The organism is Anabaena sp. TISTR 8404, assembly GCF_056847745.1.
On the sequence record NZ_CP180578.1, the window covers coordinates 5,028,258 to 5,046,319 of the forward strand.

Genomic DNA, 18,062 nt, shown 5'->3' on the forward strand with positions numbered 1-18,062 from the left:
GCCTTCTTGCTATTGACTCTGGACTTTTGACTTTGGACAATTAATACGCTTTTGTTGACAGTTGTTGTTCTAATTTCAGCAATTGTTCAACTCGTGATTCTGTGTCAGGGTGACTAGAAAACAAGTTACCCAAAAACTTTCCGGAGATAGGATTGATAATTAATAACGGTTCAAAAGCTGGATTAGCATCTAAAGGTAACTGTCGTGCTGTTGCTTCTAATCTTTGTAAGGCGCGGGCTAATGCACGGGGATTACCTGTTAATCTCGCAGAACCAGCATCGGCGGAGAATTCGCGTGTACGAGAAATACCTAGTTGAATTACTGTTGCAGCTAGTGGTGCTAACAATACAGTTAGCAATATTCCTAACGGATTACCGCCTCTATCATCATCGCGGGAACCGCCGCTAAACCACAAACCGTAACTTACCATTTGTGCCAGGAAAGAGATAGCACCAGCGATCGTTGCAGCTACTGCTTGGGTTAATGTATCACGATTAATGATATGAGTCAGTTCGTGGGCAATTACACCTTCTAGTTCATCTTCTGGCAGGATATTCAAGATCCCTTCGGTCACAGCAACCGCAGCGTGTTCTGGATCGCGTCCTGTGGCAAAAGCGTTAGCGGTTTGGCTAGGAACAATATAAACTCCAGGCATAGGGATGTTAGCGCGTGCCGCTAATTTCTCCACCATACGATATAGTCCTGGTGCTTCTGCTGCACTCACTGGCTGGGCGCGATATACTGCTAATGCAATCTTATCTGATTGATACCAAGAAAATAGATTAGTAACTGCTGCTAAACCAATACCTATAATTAAGCCGCTAGTGCCACCAATTACCCAGTAACTTATAGCAATTAATAATCCACTAAGCGCAGCCAGCAAAGCAACTGTTTTAAATTGATTTCCCATATTTATGCTCTCCTATTAATGCTGTATTAATTTTTTTAGCTTTTCTAAATAACAGCATTACTTAAGCCACACAATGATTGTATCCAACTAAACACATATTTATCAGGTAGAGATTGCGCCCCACTTCAGTACGGTTATCCTACTCAAGTCACCAAATAATGACTTAGTTGAAAAGTAAAAAAATAGGCTTCAGTTAATAAAGTCATTACATGAAATTAAACTCTCAATTAAGTAAAAAATAGTAATTAATGCTCAGTCTAAATAATATTTATTTCTTAAAAATCTAGCTTCCCTCTTATCCGTTCCCTGTTCCCCGTTCCCTATTCCCTCCCTATACAAGGATTTTCAGTAATCAAATCGGATTCCTATATTTGATTTATGCGAAGCTAGGTACACTTTGATTCCTTCTTACCTGTTCACCGTTCCCTTCCTACACAAATGTTTTCAGGAATCCGATTTGATTCCTATATATCTTAAACAAAGAAAAATCAATTCCCGTACATCAAGTTATAGTTGAGCGATCGCGCTTTGTAGTAGTGTTCTCTTCTAGACTCTTGAGAAGATTGTGTTCAAATGTGGCTGAGTTTCCTATGCTGGAGATAGACAGCAAGGAAAGCGGCATGACCAGTCAGAAAAAACAATCAAAAACTCTCAAAATTGCTGTAGTTGGAGATATTCACGACCTATGGGAAGTGGACGATGCCATTGCACTCAAACATTTGGGTGTGGATTTGGTGCTATTTGTGGGAGATTTTGGCAATGAATCAGTGGAAGTGGTGAGAGCGATCGCTTCCCTCGAAATCCCCAAAGCAGCAGTCATGGGCAACCACGATGCTTGGTACACTGCTACAGAATGGGGACGAAAAAAATGTCCCTATGATCGCTCTAAAGAAGACTGGGTGCAAGAACAACTTGATTTATTGGGTGCTGCCCATGTCGGTTACAGCAAGCTAGATTTTCCTGAATGGAATTTAACAGTAGTTGGAGGTCGTCCTTTTACTTGGGGTGGCCCAGAATGGCGATTTGCAGATATCTGCAAAGAACGTTACGGTGTTACAACTCCAGAAGAATCAGCAGCTAAAATTATGGCTGCGGTCAAAAGTGCTGCTGGTAATGCAATTATTTTTCTCGGTCACAACGGGCCGAGTGGGTTAGGCGATCGCCCAGAAGACCCCTGTGGTAAAGATTGGCATCCCATAGGCGGTGACTTTGGCGATCCAGATTTTGCCGAAGCTATTTCTCAAGCTCTCACTACAGGTAAAACCATTCCCCTAGTCACCTTTGGACACATGCACCACACTCTGCGGCACACCAAAACAGTACTACGCAAATCTGTGTTTAGAAGTCCAGAAGGAACAATTTACTTAAATGCAGCCAGTGTCCCCAGGATTGTAGAAAATGAAGGACACAAGCAGCGTAATTTCTCTATTGTTAACTTAGAGGCGGATGTCGTCACACAAGCAGCTTTAGTGTGGGTAGGTAAAGATTTACAGGTAATATCAGAGCAAATTTTGTATGAGCATTCACCTAGTGAGTAATAGATATTCGCGTTGAGTAGTGCAACCTGCCTAGATGTAAGATATAGTATTATCTGTCAGCTTTGTTGCTCACCAAAGAGTGTAAAGGTAAGCAGTTGCTCGACAGTTTTACTGGAGAGGTGGCAGAGTGGTCGATTGCGTCCGACTTGAAATCGGATGAACCGAAAGGTTCCGGGAGTTCGAATCTCCCCCTCTCCGTTATTTTGCGTTCATTTGTACTCCGTGTTCGTGTGTTCCGTGTGGGTTGACTGAATTGTCAGCAGATACAGTTAATACACATAGGTTTGTTGATTCTGGTTGTATTGCTTTTGATCATAAAACAGGTAGTCATACTAAATTGAAAAAAGAATGCGACACATGGATACGACTCCTCCCCAACCCTCACGCCACTACTGACTAATCAGTTGGCACTTTTTAGATGTAGGTTACACTGGTTGGCTATAACTTTGGTCAGTAGTAATTAAAACGATATGAAGTCTGTTGTAGATACCCCGGAATCTCAACCGCAACCTACCGATGTTCCGCCAGTGGTTTCAACTTTTGATTTGCGAAAAGTCTACCGCAGTGGCTTTTGGCTAAATCAAAAAGTCGTGTCTCTCAAAAGCTGTTCTTTGACGGTTTATCAGGGGGAAACTTTTGGGTTGTTGGGGCCGAATGGTGCTGGTAAAACAACTTTATTAAAACTGTTGCTGGGAATTATTCGCCCGACTGCGGGACGAGGAATATTATTAGGTAAACCGTTAGGCGATCGCTTAGTCAAACAAAACATCGGCTATCTGCCAGAAAATCCCTATTTATATGATTATTTGACTGGGTGGGAATTTTTAGAGTTGGCTGCGGGAATTTTCCAAATCCCTCAGAGAATACAGCGCGATCGCATTCCCCAACTTTTAGAATTAGTTGGTTTACCTTTGGCTGATGCACGCAAAAAACAAATGCGCCGTTACTCGAAGGGGATGTTACAACGTGTTGGTATGGCGCAGGCGTTAATTAACGATCCAGAAATCATATTTCTTGATGAACCGATGTCTGGTCTTGACCCTCTGGGACGCTACCAAATGCGCGAAATTGTTTTAGGGTTAAAAGCCGCCGGGAAGACAATTTTTTTCAACAGTCATATTCTGAGTGAAGTTGAGCAAATTTGCGATCGCATTGCTATCCTCTCTAAAGGTGAATTAATTTGTGTTGGTTCTCTCAATGAATTATTAGATGTTACTAACGCCTACCACATCAAAGGTAAAGGTGGTGATAGAGAAATTCTGCACAAATGGATGCCTGACCTTGTATTTAGTCATGATGGTTCTTGGAAAGGCACTTTACAAGATGATTACTATGATTTTCTTGATAGTCTTCGCTTAATGGATGGGCATATAATTTCTCTAGATTTATCACGTCATTCCCTGGAAGACTTTTTTATTCAAAAAATTCAACAACAAAATACATCTGTGCATTAAATTTTGATATTACATAAGAAATTTTTAAATTGTATGCTTCAGATCCCTAACTTCTTTGATAAGTTGGGGATCTTATATACACACATGATTTATATAGCAGTCGAAGCATAGATTAGGACAAGGACTAATGCTCAAACATTGACACTAGGCGGCTTTCAAAGCTGTTACCTGTTCCCTGTCCCCTGCCATAACTGCTATAAAAAAGGTACAAGTTGATATTGTGATTGATATAGAATATATGCTAGTAACAAAAGTAATTGTTGGCACATTGTATTTTTTACAACCAGAATAAATTTACAAAAAGATGGTATTTGTGGCAAAAAATACCGATATTAATAAATGCTTAATTTGTGTATCAGTAAGTAGATCTTTAAACTAACTTTACTAAAAATTCAAATCCCATAAATAATTATGCTTCCGGAAAAGAGTATCCTTCTAGGAAAATAAGATTGTCGGGAAACGAGAATACTTAAGTATAGTCAAGATTAAAATGTTTAGACAGTACTTTGCCGATCGTAGTCTCAGAGTCTAAGGTAAATATGTTTAACACAGGTTTATGGAAATTCCTCACCCAGCCAGTAATGGGTGCGGCTTTTTGTACAGCTATCAATTTCGCTGTGTCGCCGGTCGGCCTAGCTCAGGGACAACCAGTATTACCAACATCAAAACCAGTAATACCACCATCACAAACAATACCGCCAAATAGAAACCAATTCACACTACCGCCCCAGCAGGTATCACCGACAGCGCAACAACTAGATACCAATTACACCTTGGGTGGAGGCGATCGCATCCGGGTTAACGTATTTGAAGTGCCCGAATACACAGGAGAATATCAAGTTCCTCCCGGTGGAGCAATCACTTTACCTCTAATTGGTAGTGTTCCAGTTCTTGGGTTAACAACTGAACAAGCATCTGATGAAATTGCTAGAAGATACTCCCGTTATTTAAAACGGCCTTTAATTTCTGTCAACCTGTTGTCACCTCGCCCCATTAATATCTTTGTTGCTGGAGAAGTGACACGGCCTGGTGCTTATACTCTTAGCTTAAGTGGTGGAGCAGGAGATAATCCCGGTGTACAATACCCAACTGTATTAGCAGCGTTAACTACAGCTCAGGGTGTTACCTTAGCAGCTGATGTCACCCAAGTAGAAGTACGGCGCAAAGTCGGACGCAGTGGCGAACAACGTGTTACCCTCAACTTGAAAGATGCTGTGCAAACAGGTCAAATTGGGCAGGATATCACATTACGAGATGGCGACACCATCTTTGTACCTACTGCAACTAACTTCGACAAAACTGAAGCACGTAATTTAGCAGCAGCTAACTTTGCCGCTAATCCTACCTCACCCCGCACTGTAGCGATTATCGGGGAAGTTAACCGTCCTGGTTCGTATGTTGTGACAGCAGGTGGTGGTGGAGAAGGAACCGCAGCTGGTGGTGGTTTACCTACAGTCACAAGAGCAATTCAATTAGCGGGTGGAATCACAGGACAAGCTGACATTCGCAGTCTCAAACTCCGTCGTCCTACTAGAACTGGTGGTGAACAAACTATCGATGTTAATCTCTGGCAGTTACTTCAGAGTGGTGATGTCAATCAAGATATCATTGTGCAGGACGGAGACACGATTGTAATTCCCACTGCCACAGAACTGACAGCAGCAGAAGCTACACAACTAGCGGCTACAACTTTATCTCCGAACGTGATTCAAGTCGGTGTTGTAGGTGAAGTTAAAAGACCAGGAGCTACAGAACTTAGACCGAATAGTTCTTTAAACCAAGCTCTACTAGCTGCTGGTGGATTTAACGATACTAGAGCCAGCAGAGGCGCTGTCGATTTGATTCGCCTTAACCCTGATGGTTCTGTTACCAAACGCGTTGTCAAAGTAAATTTTGCTGATGGAATTAACGAAGATACTAATCCCATCCTGCGCAATAACGATGTGATAGTAGTGAGCCGCAATGGTCTCACTAAAGGTACTGACACTTTAGGTGCGATCTCAGGGCCTTTTGGGGTTATTTTGAATGTCATCAGACTATTCACTGGATTTTAGTATAGGATACAGCTAAAAATTGGGGACAATAATCAATATTTATTCGTCCCCATAGCTGGTAATCTTTTGGTTCAAAGAAAATGGCAGCTTCTTTGCAGTGTCAACTCAGCAAAAATCCTTGCAGGCGAGAACGCTTGCAAGGATTTTTGTTTAGTCTAAGTTTTGTTTTGGGTTGGGGTTGGGCAATACCCGCTACTATAGCCGCAGAAACAGTAATTATTCGTTTCGGCCCGTTTCAGCAATCGGTGGCGATCGCGGATATCGAAAAATTTGCTAAAACTGGAACACTATCCAAAACTCTTCAAGCTTACGAATCTTTCCTAACTCCAGAATTACGAGAATTGCTTAATCGACGAGTGCAAGTAGATCCGAAATTTGCCGATAAATTCGTCGATGAATTAGTTTTATTACCACAAGGTAAACAAATTCTGACATCATTAGAAACGGCAATTCCAGGTAGTACAACAGAAACTTTACAAGCAGCTATTAGCATTGGTCTGCGTCAAGTCAACGGTTTGAGCGTCGTTAGTTTCCTGAAAGCTTACCCAACCGAGAATATTAATCTAGACGCAACTCAATTACTGCAAATTGCGACTGAATTTAACCCCAGCAACTTACAAAGCCAAGCCCTGGGAGGTTTATTAGCACGAGATTTAACAGTTAAAACCAATACACCCTTTAAGCCTAGTTTCGATCCTGCCGCCACCGGGCAAGCAGCAGTACAACAGCAAACACTCACTTTACAAGACAAACAACGTCAACGCAGCATTCCGGTAGATATTTACTGGAGCCAAAAAACAGACACAACAGCACCACTGGTATTGATTTCTCACGGCTTTGGAGCCAATCGTCAATTTGCCAGCTATTTAGCGCGTCATTTAGCTTCTCACGGTATTACCGTTGCATCCCTTGAACATCCTGGTAGTAATGCTGTGGCAATTAATAACGCTTCCAATCAAGGGGATTTAGCAAAATTATTACCAGCTACAGAATTTCTGGAGCGACCCAAGGATGTGAGCTTTTTACTCAACGAACTGGCTATTCTCAACACTCAACCAGGACAACTGCAAAGAAAACTCAACACTGAGAAAGTCACTGTGATTGGTCATTCTTTAGGAGGCTATACCGCTTTAGCTTTAGTGGGTGGAGAAATTAACTTAGAGGAAGTGCGACAATTTTGCAAAACTTCTTTGAGTGTTGTTGAACCCCTTGGTGATTGGTTGCAATGCGCCGCCGCATCTTTAAAAGAGAAAAAAATTCAGTTGCGGGATGAACGAGTTAAAAGTGCGATCGCGCTCAACCCTGTTACAGGTAAACTCTTTGGTAAACAGGGACTCTCACGCATTAACAAGCCTGTGTTAATTTTGACTGCAACTGAAGATGCTTTAACCCCATCCTTAACTCACCAAATCAGACCTTTTACCCAGTTGCGAGGTAATAAGTATCTGTTAACTGCCATTGGTGCAACTCATTTGAGTATTATTGACCCGACATATCCAGCTGGCGAAGCTGCCAGAATTATTCAAGAAAAGCGTGGTGAGGAAACTCAACCCTTGCGTCAGCTAATTCGTGGTGTCAGTCTGGCTTTTGTTAAGCAACTCACACCCGAAGCTAAGACTTATCAACCATTTTTAACAGCGGCTTATGCTCAGTCTCTATCTACACCTGAACTACCCCTACGCCTGAATGCCGAGTTACCAACAAACATCAAACCTTGGCTCGATTTGGCAGTGAAGTAAGTAAATTTCTTGCCAGTGTGTTATCAAGGTGCTTTAATAACGATCGCATTCTGCCAATCTGTCCTATCTGCTTAAAACATAGCAAATATACAGATGCTGTACTGTGAGTAAGTGCATATAAAAGCACAAACTCCAGAGATTAGACTAAAAGATAGGACAAATACCATATCCTTAACAGTTAATTCTCCCAATTGCTAAATAGGAGCATCTATGGAGCCAATTATTGCTATAGTCTTAGCGCTTGTAGGCTATGCATTCGGATCTGCCAAAATTATCAATGAAGGTAATGAAGCCTTAGTCGAACGCTTGGGACAAAGACACCGCACACTGAGACCAGGTTTAAACTTTATTGTGCCTTTTGTGGATCAGATTGTTATGGAAGACACCACAAGAGAGCAGATTTTAGATATTAAGCCTCAGAAAGTCATTACTAAAGATAACGTCTATTTAGAAGTTGATGGTGTTGTCACTTGGCAAATTACCAGCATGGAAGACAGCTTTTATAAAGTTGAAGATGTGCAAATAGCACTGTCCAACTTAGTAACAGTCGAACTCCGTACCCACATTGCCGATAGAACACTAGCAGAAACCACATCTGCCAGAAATCAAATGAACCAATCGCTTTTACAGATTGTGAATGAGACAAGTAAAAAGTGGGGAGTGAAGATTATCCGTGTAGATATTCAAAGTATTACACCCCCAGAAAGTGTCCAGAAATCAATGGCAGAACAACAAGCAGCGGAAATTAAAAAACAAGCAGCTATTTTAGAAGCAGAAGGCGATAGACAAGCTGCAATTAAACGCGCCGAAGCAACAAAAGAATCAATACGCATCCTTTCTGAAGCTGTAACTGCTAGACCAGAGACAAAAGAAATTCTCAGGTATCTTGTGGCTCAAGAACAATTAGAAGCTAGTCAAAAACTTGGTGCTAGTACTAATGCCAAAATAGTATTTCTCAACCCCAGTGTATCTGAAGGAGCAATAGATCAAATGCTGGGGGACACAGTTAGCACTGAAGGTAATGGTCAATAGTCAAAGTGTTTACCTAGCGTAAAAAAATGCTGAGTAAAAATTACTAGTACAGTATGGCAGAAATAAAGCACCCATTATAAATCGCTCTCAAGCTGATTCTATGGGTTTCTTCATTTCATACTAGCCTGCGGCAAGCCGCTACGCGTCTACATACTTCAGTCTTTTTGTACCAGCCTCTAGCCCCTAATCCCTGTTACTTATCGGAATAACGCATCAGCAACTAAAGAGACTTCACGCATTTCTTTGACATCGTGAATTCGTAGGATATCAGCACCATTGGCAATAGCAGCACAACAAGCCGCTGCTGTTCCCCAGACGCGTGCTTTGGGATTTGGTTGATTGAGAATGCGACCAATAAAACTTTTCCGAGATACGCCTACTAAGATAGGGCAGTTTAGTGATGTGAGCGATCGCAAGTTACGTAAAATCTCTAAGTTTTGCTCATAGTTCTTAGCAAAGCCAATCCCAGGATCAATAATGATTTTTTCCTGGTCAATACCTGCTTTGGTTGCTGCTGCAATTTGTTTTGCCAAGAAACTTGCTATTTCCCTCAGTAAATCCTCATACTGTGTCATTTTTTGCATCGTCTGTGGTGTTCCCCGAATATGCATCAACACTATCGGCACGCCTAGACTAGCAACTGTTGGCAACATTTCTGAATCAAATGTCCCGCCAGAAATATCATTAACAATATCTGCTCCAGCTTCTATTGCAGCTTTTGCTACAGCAGCCCTAGTTGTATCTACAGAAATTGATACTGGAATTTCAGCGCGTATTGCCTGCACTATGGGGATGACTCGCTCTAATTCTTCTGCCAGAGTAATTTGCTCTGCACCCGGCCGAGTTGATTGTCCACCCACATCAATTATGTCAGCACCAGCAGCTACCATTGCTTGGGCTTGAGCTAACGCCGCAGATGTACTATTAAAATCCCCACCATCACTAAAGCTATCAGGTGTCATATTCAGCACACCCATTAAATAAGTACGTTGTCCCCAGTCGAAACAACGCCCTCGAATTATTAAATGACCGGACATACAACCCTTTGTCTCAGATGTGCTGCATTAAATATTCTGTTGACTGTTAACTGTTGGTCTAATCAAAAATCCAAAATCTAAAATTCAAAATTGGTATTCCCATTCCCTGGCAAAGCCAGGGAAAAGGCGTTGCACATGAGACTATTGATAGTTTACAATCCGGGCAAAACTTTCAGGTTCCAGACTAGCTCCTCCCACAAGCACGCCGTCAATTTCTGGTTGAGCCATGATCTCATCAATATTATTTGGCTTGACTGAGCCGCCATATTGAATCGAAACATTGGGGTTTTTCAACTGACTGCGAATTAAGCCAATAACTCTGTTGGCTTCGGTTGCTTCACAAGTGTCACCAGTACCAATTGCCCAAATTGGTTCATAAGCAATCACTAAATTATCTTGATCTACATTTACTAGGTCTTTTTCTAGCTGAGTAGTAATTAGTGATTCAGTTTGTCCTGCATCTCGTTGTTGTTTAGTTTCCCCTACACATAAAACTGGGGTTAGACCGTGTTTTTGAGCAGCTTTCAGACGTAGATTAACTGTCTCGTCTGTTTCTCCAAAATATTGCCGTCGTTCGCTATGACCAATAATCACATAACGAACACCAATTTCTGTAAGCATGGGAGCGGCAATTTCACCAGTGTAAGCTCCAGACTCTTCCCAATGAACATTTTGCGCTCCAAGTTGTACACGGCTGCCGTGCAAACTTTTAGACAAAATGCTTAAATCTGTGAAAGGCGGACACAATAATACTTCTCGCTCTTGGGGCGTTTCATCTAGATGAGGCAGAAACCCTCGCAAGAAATCTTGAGTCTCTGCCTGGGTTTTGAACATTTTCCAGTTACCGGCAATAACGATTTTCCGCACAGGTGATGTAGTTAAATTCCTAACGCTAATAGATGCATTTTTCACTCTACTACTTTTTATGACACTCCAAGCCCATCAAGAGCTTAAAGTGCCATTGAAAGTGATTCTTATTTTTATTTATGCCGCTAGTTTTTTCTAGAGACTTATACTAAACTTCAAAAATAAATGTAATATTTTTTACTTTAGAATTTAAAAATAATGCAAAAATTTACTTAATGTTGTAATGATTAAATTATGAACGCAATTTCTATATAAACTTAAAAAATTGTCAATTTAGATATGTAAATAAAGTGTCTAATAATTCAAATTAAAGCAGTAATTATACCAATTTAGACTGAGGGCGATCGCATCTCATCTTCAGCTGCGGTATTTTCCTCTTCTTGAGACTCTGGGCGATGAAGACAATTTCCCCTCATATCCGGTAAAAAATAACTAGGATTAAAAATGAGGTAAAGCAAAAATCTCCAATTAACATGCCGTCCAAATTGCCAGAACCGCATCAAAATGACTCGCCTAACTGGGAGGAAGAACTCGATAGTGCCATTTTTAGCTTTGAAGACATTCAAGCGGAACTGAATTATAAACAAGCACAAACAGCCCTGCGAAACTTGGTAGCTAATCTTGACCTCACGACACGAGAAAAAGCAGGATTAGAAACAGAACTGGCTGATTTAGAAACCATGCTGGCAAAATTAGATCGCATGGTAGTGCAGATTGCTGCTTTTGGCATGGTAGGTCGGGGTAAATCATCTCTACTGAATGCTTTGGTGGGACAACCAGTATTTGAAACAGGCCCCTTACATGGTGTCACTCGTGCAGCACAAAGAGTTAATTGGAGTATTCACGAAGAACTGATTGGGACAAATGAACGGGCTTTGCGAGTCACTTTACCAAGTGTTGGTCAATCGCAGGTAGAACTAATTGATACTCCTGGGTTAGACGAAATTGATGGTGATACTCGTGCAGCTTTGGCGGAACAAATCGCCAAACAAGCAGATTTGATTTTGTTTGTGATTTCAGGAGACATGACCAAGATAGAACACCAAGCCCTTTCTCAGTTACGTGAGGCGGGGAAACCGATAATTTTGGTGTTTAACAAAGTAGACCAATATCCCGAAGCCGATCGCATGGCAATTTATGAAAAAATTCGAGATGAAAGGGTCAAGGAATTACTTACACCTTTAGAAATTGTTATGTCAGCCGCTTCGCCTTTAGTCAAGACAGCGGTAATTCGCCCTGATGGTAGTAGGGGTTTGCAGTTGCGTACAGGAAATGCCCAAGTAGAAGAACTGAAGCTGAAAATATTAGAAATTTTGCAGCGTGAAGGTAAAGCATTAGTAGCGCTGAACTCGATGCTGTATGCTGACACTGTAAATGAGCAACTGGTACAACGTAAACTCAGTATTCGAGAACAGAACGCCAATCAGTTGATTTGGAAAGCTGTTATGACCAAAGCACTGGCGATCGCACTCAATCCAGTTACAGTAGTAGATATACTGAGTAGCATCGTCATTGATATTGCTTTGATTTTAGGTTTATCCAAACTCTACGCCATACCTATGACCGAAGCTGGTGCTGTAAAATTACTGCAAAGAATAGCTTTAAGTATGGGCGGTATTGGTGTTAGCGAATTACTAGCAAACTTAGGTTTAAGTGGTTTAAAAACTTTACTAGGTATCTCTGCACCCGCTACAGCAGGCGCTACCCTTGGGCCTTACGTTACAGTCGCATTAACCCAAGCAGGTGTAGCTGGTGTATCTTCATACGGCATTGGCCAAGTCACGAAAGCTTATTTAGCCAATGGTGCAACGTGGGGGCCAGAGGGGCCAAAAGCAGTCATCACTAAGATTTTGGCTAACCTCGATGAAGCTTCTATTCTCAACCGCATTAAAGATGAGTTGCAATTGAAGTTGAAAGTATAAGAAAGTACTGAGTGCTGAGTGCTGAGTAAAAATACTAGTCCTTAGTTTCTAGTCTTTAGCCTCTGTTTTATTACATGGCTACATCTAATGTTCCCTGCTCGCCATCTAAAATTACTTGTACACCAACTGGTAAAGCAGCATTTTGTTCGCCGTGACCAAAGGGTAAATCAGAGACAATGGGAATACCTAAATCACCCAAGCGATCGCGTAAAACTTCTTCGACACTAAAGCTAGGCACGTTGGCTGGAGGTTCACAACGAGTAAAGCCTCCCAAAGCAATTCCTCGCACTTTTGATAAAACACCACTTAACCGCCATTGTGTTAGCATCCGGTCAATACGATATGGCGCTTCGGTCACGTCTTCAAAAGCCAAAATCACATCTGCAAAATTTGGTTGCAGTGGTGTGCCTAAAAGATGAGTGGCTACCGTAAGATTACCAGGAAGCAAAATTCCAGATGCAATACCACCACCCCAGCCACAACCTTTGAGAGTGTCGATACTTTTTCCTTCTACCCAATTCAATAGCCGCTCTCTAGACCAATCTGGCTCGTTGGCAAAAGTTGTCAGTACAGGCGCGTGAACGCTAGAAATCCCCACATTGTAAAGGCTCCACAAAAGAGCAGTAATATCAGAAAAGCCAATCAGCCACTTTGGAGTGATGGATTTGCTTTGCCAATCCCAACTTTCTAAAATGCGAGTGCTGCCAAAACCACCTCTAGCGCAGAGAATACCTTGGCAATTGGGGTCTTGCCAAGCTGCGGCTAACTGATGACGACGAATTTCATCTTTGTTTGCCAAATATCCCCAACTTTGGTCAATATTCGGACTAATTTCCACACGATAACCGCGCGATCGCCAAATTTCTATACTCCGCTCAAAAGCATCAAATTCTCGCAAAGCACCACTAGGGGCGATAACGCGCAACAAATCTCCAGGTTTTAACGGTGTGGGTAAAATTGTCGATTTCATCAATAACTTATTCCGGAGTCAGTATTTCAGAATTAGCAGAACTCCAACTATAGCAAAGTGCTGAGTGCTGAGTTGAAAGTGCTGAGTATAAACCCAATCACCTCAAAGCTTTGAGCAATTAACATTGTCCTAAACTATACTTCCTTTAGTCTATGGGATGTACACTCATGAAAGAAACAGAGTCAATCATAATTCTTGACTCTGTTAAACGTTATATTTATTCAATCCAAATTATCATCGAGGTGTACGAGGAGGTCTAGGTGGAGGTGTTGTTGGTCTAGGAGACGGCCGCCCTTGCTGTGCAATTAAAATGTCTGGTTGATTGGCTGCTTGAGAATCAGAAAAGAAGACTCCACCAATAGCAGTACTCAAAAGCACTGCTACAGCAACAGATGCTATATTCTTCATAAGAATTTCCTTCTTGCAGAGATTATGCCTACCTATTTTGATCAAGCGGAAAAATTTTGCTATCTTGCCGAAGAAAGAAGTAGCTGTTGGTGATTGTGCAACATGAGATAGATGCTAGATGCCGATTCTTGTTATATTACAAAGCGATCTCATCACCACATCAGGCGAAATTTATCAAAATAGAATACTTGTACCACTCATACAGAATTCGTACTGAGTTCTGTATGAGTGGTACATGAATAAGCGGTTTTAAATCCTCTTTTTCTTGTTCTGATTCCTGAATTCTGACTTCTGAATTCTTATGCAAAACTTTGCCCAAAGTCAAGATTTGTGATTTAACTTTGGGAAAACTAAAAATGACAATACTGCTTTTTCATACTTTACTTTGTAACTATTGTTCAGGGCGAAAACCAGAAATATAACCTAAAAGGCAAAGGATTGATATTATGCTTGCTATGCATGGTATGACACATGCTAATGAGATTAACCTGCGATTAGAGTCAACTTTGCAAGAATTACCTTTGTGGGAAGTTCAGGTTGAATTAGATTGTCCAGGTGGTGATTTAATTACTCTCTTTGGCAAAGAACCTTTACTGCCAGGAATTATTTTGACTAAAAAACAATCTTTTGTAGGGATGATTTCGCGGCAAAAGTTTTTTGAACACATGAGTCGCCCTTATAGTTTTGGGTTATTTTCTCGGCGACCAATTGAAAACTTGTATAACTTTCTTCAACCAGATTTATTCATACTTTCTGGAGAATTACCTGTTGTAGAAGCAACTCAGAAAGCATTACAAAGATCATTTCATTTAGTTTATGAGCCAATTCTAGTTGCAAATCCATCAGGAAAGTATGGGCTAGTTGATTTTCATCAATTACTTTTAGCTTACTCCCAAATTTATGCTTTAACCTTAACTCATCTTCAACTTGTTGAAGAACAATCACAAATTGCCAAAGCTGGTTTTCAAGATTTGCAAAATAATTATACCCGCTTATTACAAAATGAAAAAATGGCAGCTTTAGGACAATTAGTTGCTGGTATTGCCCATGAAATTAATAATCCTGTGAATTTTATTGCAGGTAATCTTGTCCACGCTATTGATTACACGGATAACTTACTTGACTTGATTAGTCTATATCAACAAAAGTATCCAGAGCCAGCTAAAAAGATTAAAAATAAAATTTCGGAAATTGATTTAGATTATATCACCGCAGATTTTCCAAATTTATTGGCATCAATGAAACTAGGTTGCGATCGCATTCAGCAAATTGTTCAATCTTTGCGAAACTTTTCTCGTCTTGATGAAGCTGAGAAAAAAATAGTTGATATTCATGAAGGTATTGATAGTACTCTGCTAATTTTACGCAGTCGCCTCCAAGAAGAAATCAATGGGAAAAGAATCAGTATTGTTAAAGAGTATGGCAATATTCCTGAAATAGAGTGCTACGCTGGGCTACTAAATCAGGTTTTTATGAATATTTTGGCAAATGCAATTGATGCGTTACAAGAATCAATTATCAAAAATCAAGAATTACATCCTCAGAACTCTGGATTATTAGTTAAACCAGTAATTCAAATTCGGACTGAACTTACTGATGATGCCCAAGTCAATATTAGGATTGCTGATAATGGTATAGGCATTCCAGAGGATATTCAAAAACACTTATTTGACCCTTTTTTCACTACTAAACCTGTTGGTAAAGGTACAGGATTAGGACTATCTATCAGCTATCAAATTGTTGTGGAAAAGCATGGGGGACAATTAAAATGTCTGTCTACTCTGGGAAAAGGAACTGAGTTCATCATTCAAATACCCGTGAGACTACCATAAAAATTTCTACTTTCTATAGGAATCCGAATTGATTACTGAAAATCCTTGTGTAGGTAGGGAACTCTTAACAGGGAATGGGGAATAGGGAACAGGGAACAGGGAATAGAAAGAAACAACCTGTTGCCTGTTAAGCTTTCCTCCTGATGACATCTGACTGTTACCCGTTGCCTCTTCCCTGTTGCCTCTCTCGAACAGATAACAGGAAAGTTAGATGTGTACTGATTTTTTTCACTAATCAAATATGAGTCCTATATTTTTAGAGATATCGGAAAGAGCATAAAGTTTAAAGCATGGAATAGCAGTGATATCATGTCCAACTGATCAGTGATAATTCGTTACATCTGTACAGAACCTCCAAAACCCTCTTCTCTGCAACGCCAGTCGCTACAAGTCGGGAAACCTGCCCATCTCGCTGGCTCCCCCTGCACCCTTGCAGCTTTAATGACAAGTATTTGACCAGACACACTACAAATGGGCTTATACTCAGGACTTTGCTATACTTGCAAATTTTAACCAAATCATGGCAGTATAACTCTGCACCTACAAATCAAAGTGCAACTGAGTATTAGTAATATTTGTTTTCCTCAAAGAAATTTTATGAGCAAAAGATTGAAAGTCAGCATGATTCTGCTTGCAGCTTTAGGAAATTTTGCCTCGCCATTGATTGCTAGGGCTAATTTTAATGGGAACTTGAATGTAGAAATTGATGGCTTAAAAAACACAACTGGACAAGTCTGTGCCAGTATATTTGCCAGCAGTCAAGGATTTCCTAGCGATCGCGATCGTGTATTAGAAAGACAGTGTACTAAAATCACTGACAAATCTGTAAAAATTACCTTTACCAACTTAAAAGCAGGTAACTATGCTGTTGCTGTAATGCACGATGAAAATGACGACTTCATAGTTAATCGTAATGACTTAGGTTTTCCCCTCGAAGGCTTTGGATTTTCCCAAAACCCAGAAATTCGTGACCGACCACCCAAATTTGACGAGGCCGCTGTTCTCGTTGCAGGTGCAAATACAGATATCAAAATTCAGTTGAAATATTTATAAGGCTGATTGTCCTGAATCTTTGTGATTATCTTCTGGTAAATTCGGTTGAACTGGTAAGCCACGCATTCTCTTCATCTGAGTGAGAGCATACTTTGCAGTTGCTTGCACGTCTGCATCTGGGTCTTCGACTGCGTGGCCTAGCATTTGGCTCATCTGTGCCATCATATCGTAGACACGAGTCAAGTCACGGATGGCATTTTGCCGTACTTGTGGACTTTCATCTTGCAAAGAGATAGCTAAAGCACGGTTAATTGGCTTAAGAGCGCGGATGCTGATTTCTGACAAAGCTGCCAAAATTAAGCTGCGTTGTTGGGAATCTGCATCAATCAATAAGTCTACTAAAGGTTGAATTGCCCGCGAATCACCTTGCTGTCCTAAATCCCAAATCGCCTTTCGCCGCTTTGTCGGGTCGGTACTGTGTAAATCTTTAATTAATTCATCAACAATATTGAGTTTAGCCAAGCGAGAAGTTTTTTCCAGTGGCAAAACTGTTGTTGGTAGTGATGATGTTGTTTGTATACTGGTTTCTGGTGCAGAGGTTTCTGGGCTAATTGAGGTGCTATCCAATTCTGGTAACGGTGGTTTCACTGAGTCTTCATCGGCTGCATTCAAAGCAGGAAGCTGAGAATTTTGAGACTTTTGTGCTTGCTTGACCTGACGAAACCATCTTAATAAAAAAAGAATTGCGCCAATACTGCCAAAAATTCCCACTCCTAATAATGACCACCAAATGAAATCTTTTTGCTTGGGCTTGGCTTGAGCAGCTGGTTGAGTATCTGAGCTAGGTGAAGCCACAATTGAAGAACTCGGAAACTGATTTTTCACGAGAATAGCGGCTCGTAAACTCACTTGAGTTGTCTGGTCAGCAACACCATCTGTTCTTTTTAAATTTTTGCTTTTTTGAAATTGAGATACAGCAATTTGTGTACTTGAGCCGTACTTTCCATCTACCGCTCCTTTGTAAAACCCTAAATCTTTCAATTGAGATTGTAATCTCTGCACATCTAGCCCTTGACTACCAAGTTTAAGAACAGTCTGCTTGTTAGACTGCTGGGAATTGACTTGGGTAATTGTTAGGGATGTAGGGTTAGATGTGGCTGTACTTGGGCGATTAGGGTACAAACTCACACAAGTAAAACAGATGAATATCAGTATAGAGGAAGGACATAGCCTCATATTGCAAGTTTCAGCCTGAACGTGCTTTGAAGTTATCCATACCACAATAACTTTACTCTAGTCCATTAAC

14 protein-coding genes and 1 tRNA gene are annotated in these 18,062 nt (G+C 40.9%); 9 read left to right on the forward strand and 6 right to left on the reverse strand.

The window, feature by feature from the left end; genetic code table 11:
* Positions 1-40 precede the first annotated feature (40 nt).
* Positions 41-910: a zinc metalloprotease HtpX gene (locus ACMX3D_RS21840; RefSeq protein ID WP_482747916.1), complete on the reverse strand. Its 870-nt coding sequence runs from the start codon at positions 908-910 to the stop codon at positions 41-43.
* 620 nt (positions 911-1,530) lie between these two features.
* Here ACMX3D_RS21840 and ACMX3D_RS21845 point away from each other — a divergent pair.
* From ACMX3D_RS21845 to ACMX3D_RS21870, 6 genes are all read left to right on the forward strand, one after another.
* Positions 1,531-2,448, forward strand: coding sequence for a TIGR04168 family protein (locus ACMX3D_RS21845; protein WP_482747917.1), 918 nt, complete (start codon positions 1,531-1,533; stop codon positions 2,446-2,448).
* A gap of 113 nt (positions 2,449-2,561) precedes the next feature.
* A tRNA-Ser gene (locus ACMX3D_RS21850) sits at positions 2,562-2,646 on the forward strand.
* A 272-nt stretch (positions 2,647-2,918) separates the two neighbouring features.
* Entirely contained in the window at positions 2,919-3,902 is a 984-nt protein-coding gene (locus ACMX3D_RS21855; RefSeq protein WP_482747918.1) for an ABC transporter ATP-binding protein, read from the forward strand.
* 539 nt (positions 3,903-4,441) lie between these two features.
* Entirely contained in the window at positions 4,442-5,956 is a 1,515-nt protein-coding gene (locus ACMX3D_RS21860) for a polysaccharide biosynthesis/export family protein (RefSeq protein WP_482747919.1), read from the forward strand.
* An 80-nt stretch (positions 5,957-6,036) separates the two neighbouring features.
* Positions 6,037-7,695, forward strand: a complete 1,659-nt coding sequence (locus tag ACMX3D_RS21865) for an alpha/beta hydrolase (RefSeq protein WP_482747920.1) — start codon at positions 6,037-6,039, stop codon at positions 7,693-7,695.
* A gap of 210 nt (positions 7,696-7,905) precedes the next feature.
* Positions 7,906-8,727 (forward strand): SPFH domain-containing protein, encoded by an 822-nt coding sequence (locus ACMX3D_RS21870; protein WP_482747921.1) that lies wholly within the window; start codon positions 7,906-7,908, stop codon positions 8,725-8,727.
* Between the two features lie 197 nt (positions 8,728-8,924).
* On the opposite strand, the gene folP is transcribed toward ACMX3D_RS21870, so the two are convergent.
* Positions 8,925-9,764: a dihydropteroate synthase gene (gene folP / locus ACMX3D_RS21875; protein WP_482747922.1), complete on the reverse strand. Its 840-nt coding sequence runs from the start codon at positions 9,762-9,764 to the stop codon at positions 8,925-8,927.
* A gap of 141 nt (positions 9,765-9,905) precedes the next feature.
* Positions 9,906-10,631, reverse strand: coding sequence for a triose-phosphate isomerase (gene tpiA / locus ACMX3D_RS21880; protein ID WP_482752399.1), 726 nt, complete (start codon positions 10,629-10,631; stop codon positions 9,906-9,908).
* Between the two features lie 473 nt (positions 10,632-11,104).
* Here tpiA and ACMX3D_RS21885 point away from each other — a divergent pair, with 473 nt between their 5' ends.
* The gene (locus ACMX3D_RS21885; RefSeq protein WP_482747923.1) at positions 11,105-12,553 is read left to right on the forward strand and encodes a GTP-binding protein; all 1,449 of its coding nucleotides are present in this window, start codon (positions 11,105-11,107) and stop codon (positions 12,551-12,553) included.
* Between the two features lie 70 nt (positions 12,554-12,623).
* Here ACMX3D_RS21885 and ACMX3D_RS21890 read toward each other — a convergent pair whose 3' ends face one another.
* Together ACMX3D_RS21890 and ACMX3D_RS21895 are read right to left on the reverse strand one after the other, a co-directional pair.
* Entirely contained in the window at positions 12,624-13,523 is a 900-nt protein-coding gene (locus tag ACMX3D_RS21890; RefSeq protein WP_482747924.1) for a S66 peptidase family protein, read from the reverse strand.
* Positions 13,524-13,757: 234 nt separating this feature from the next.
* A complete protein-coding gene (locus ACMX3D_RS21895; protein WP_482747925.1) occupies positions 13,758-13,931 on the reverse strand; it encodes a hypothetical protein in 174 nt (57 codons plus the stop codon).
* A 446-nt stretch (positions 13,932-14,377) separates the two neighbouring features.
* Between ACMX3D_RS21895 and ACMX3D_RS21900 the strand changes: the two genes are divergently transcribed.
* Positions 14,378-15,763: a sensor histidine kinase gene (locus ACMX3D_RS21900; protein WP_482747926.1), complete on the forward strand. Its 1,386-nt coding sequence runs from the start codon at positions 14,378-14,380 to the stop codon at positions 15,761-15,763.
* 597 nt (positions 15,764-16,360) lie between these two features.
* A complete protein-coding gene (locus ACMX3D_RS21905) occupies positions 16,361-16,816 on the forward strand; it encodes a DUF2141 domain-containing protein (protein ID WP_482747927.1) in 456 nt (151 codons plus the stop codon).
* Here the strand turns inward: ACMX3D_RS21905 and ACMX3D_RS21910 are convergent.
* Positions 16,811-17,944 carry a peptidoglycan-binding protein gene (locus tag ACMX3D_RS21910; protein ID WP_482747928.1) on the reverse strand — a complete coding sequence of 378 codons (1,134 nt, stop codon included), beginning with the start codon at positions 17,942-17,944 and terminating at the stop codon, positions 16,811-16,813. The genes ACMX3D_RS21905 and ACMX3D_RS21910 overlap by 6 nt on opposite strands.
* Between the last annotated feature and the right edge of the window lie 118 nt (positions 17,945-18,062).

Excerpts from the sequence above, each read along its gene's own strand:
- ACMX3D_RS21840 (WP_482747916.1), bottom strand. The coding sequence starts at position 910 with ATGGGAAATCAATTTAAAACAGTTGCTTTGCTGGCTGCGCTTAGTGGA.
- ACMX3D_RS21845 (WP_482747917.1), top strand. The coding sequence starts at position 1,531 with ATGACCAGTCAGAAAAAACAATCAAAAACTCTCAAAATTGCTGTAGTT.
- ACMX3D_RS21855 (WP_482747918.1), top strand. The coding sequence starts at position 2,919 with ATGAAGTCTGTTGTAGATACCCCGGAATCTCAACCGCAACCTACCGAT.
- ACMX3D_RS21860 (WP_482747919.1), top strand. The coding sequence starts at position 4,442 with ATGTTTAACACAGGTTTATGGAAATTCCTCACCCAGCCAGTAATGGGT.
- ACMX3D_RS21865 (WP_482747920.1), top strand. The coding sequence starts at position 6,037 with ATGGCAGCTTCTTTGCAGTGTCAACTCAGCAAAAATCCTTGCAGGCGA.
- ACMX3D_RS21870 (WP_482747921.1), top strand. The coding sequence starts at position 7,906 with ATGGAGCCAATTATTGCTATAGTCTTAGCGCTTGTAGGCTATGCATTC.
- folP (WP_482747922.1), bottom strand. The coding sequence starts at position 9,764 with ATGTCCGGTCATTTAATAATTCGAGGGCGTTGTTTCGACTGGGGACAA.
- ACMX3D_RS21885 (WP_482747923.1), top strand. The coding sequence starts at position 11,105 with ATGCCGTCCAAATTGCCAGAACCGCATCAAAATGACTCGCCTAACTGG.
- ACMX3D_RS21890 (WP_482747924.1), bottom strand. The coding sequence starts at position 13,523 with ATGAAATCGACAATTTTACCCACACCGTTAAAACCTGGAGATTTGTTG.
- ACMX3D_RS21895 (WP_482747925.1), bottom strand. The coding sequence starts at position 13,931 with ATGAAGAATATAGCATCTGTTGCTGTAGCAGTGCTTTTGAGTACTGCT.
- ACMX3D_RS21900 (WP_482747926.1), top strand. The coding sequence starts at position 14,378 with ATGCTTGCTATGCATGGTATGACACATGCTAATGAGATTAACCTGCGA.
- ACMX3D_RS21905 (WP_482747927.1), top strand. The coding sequence starts at position 16,361 with ATGAGCAAAAGATTGAAAGTCAGCATGATTCTGCTTGCAGCTTTAGGA.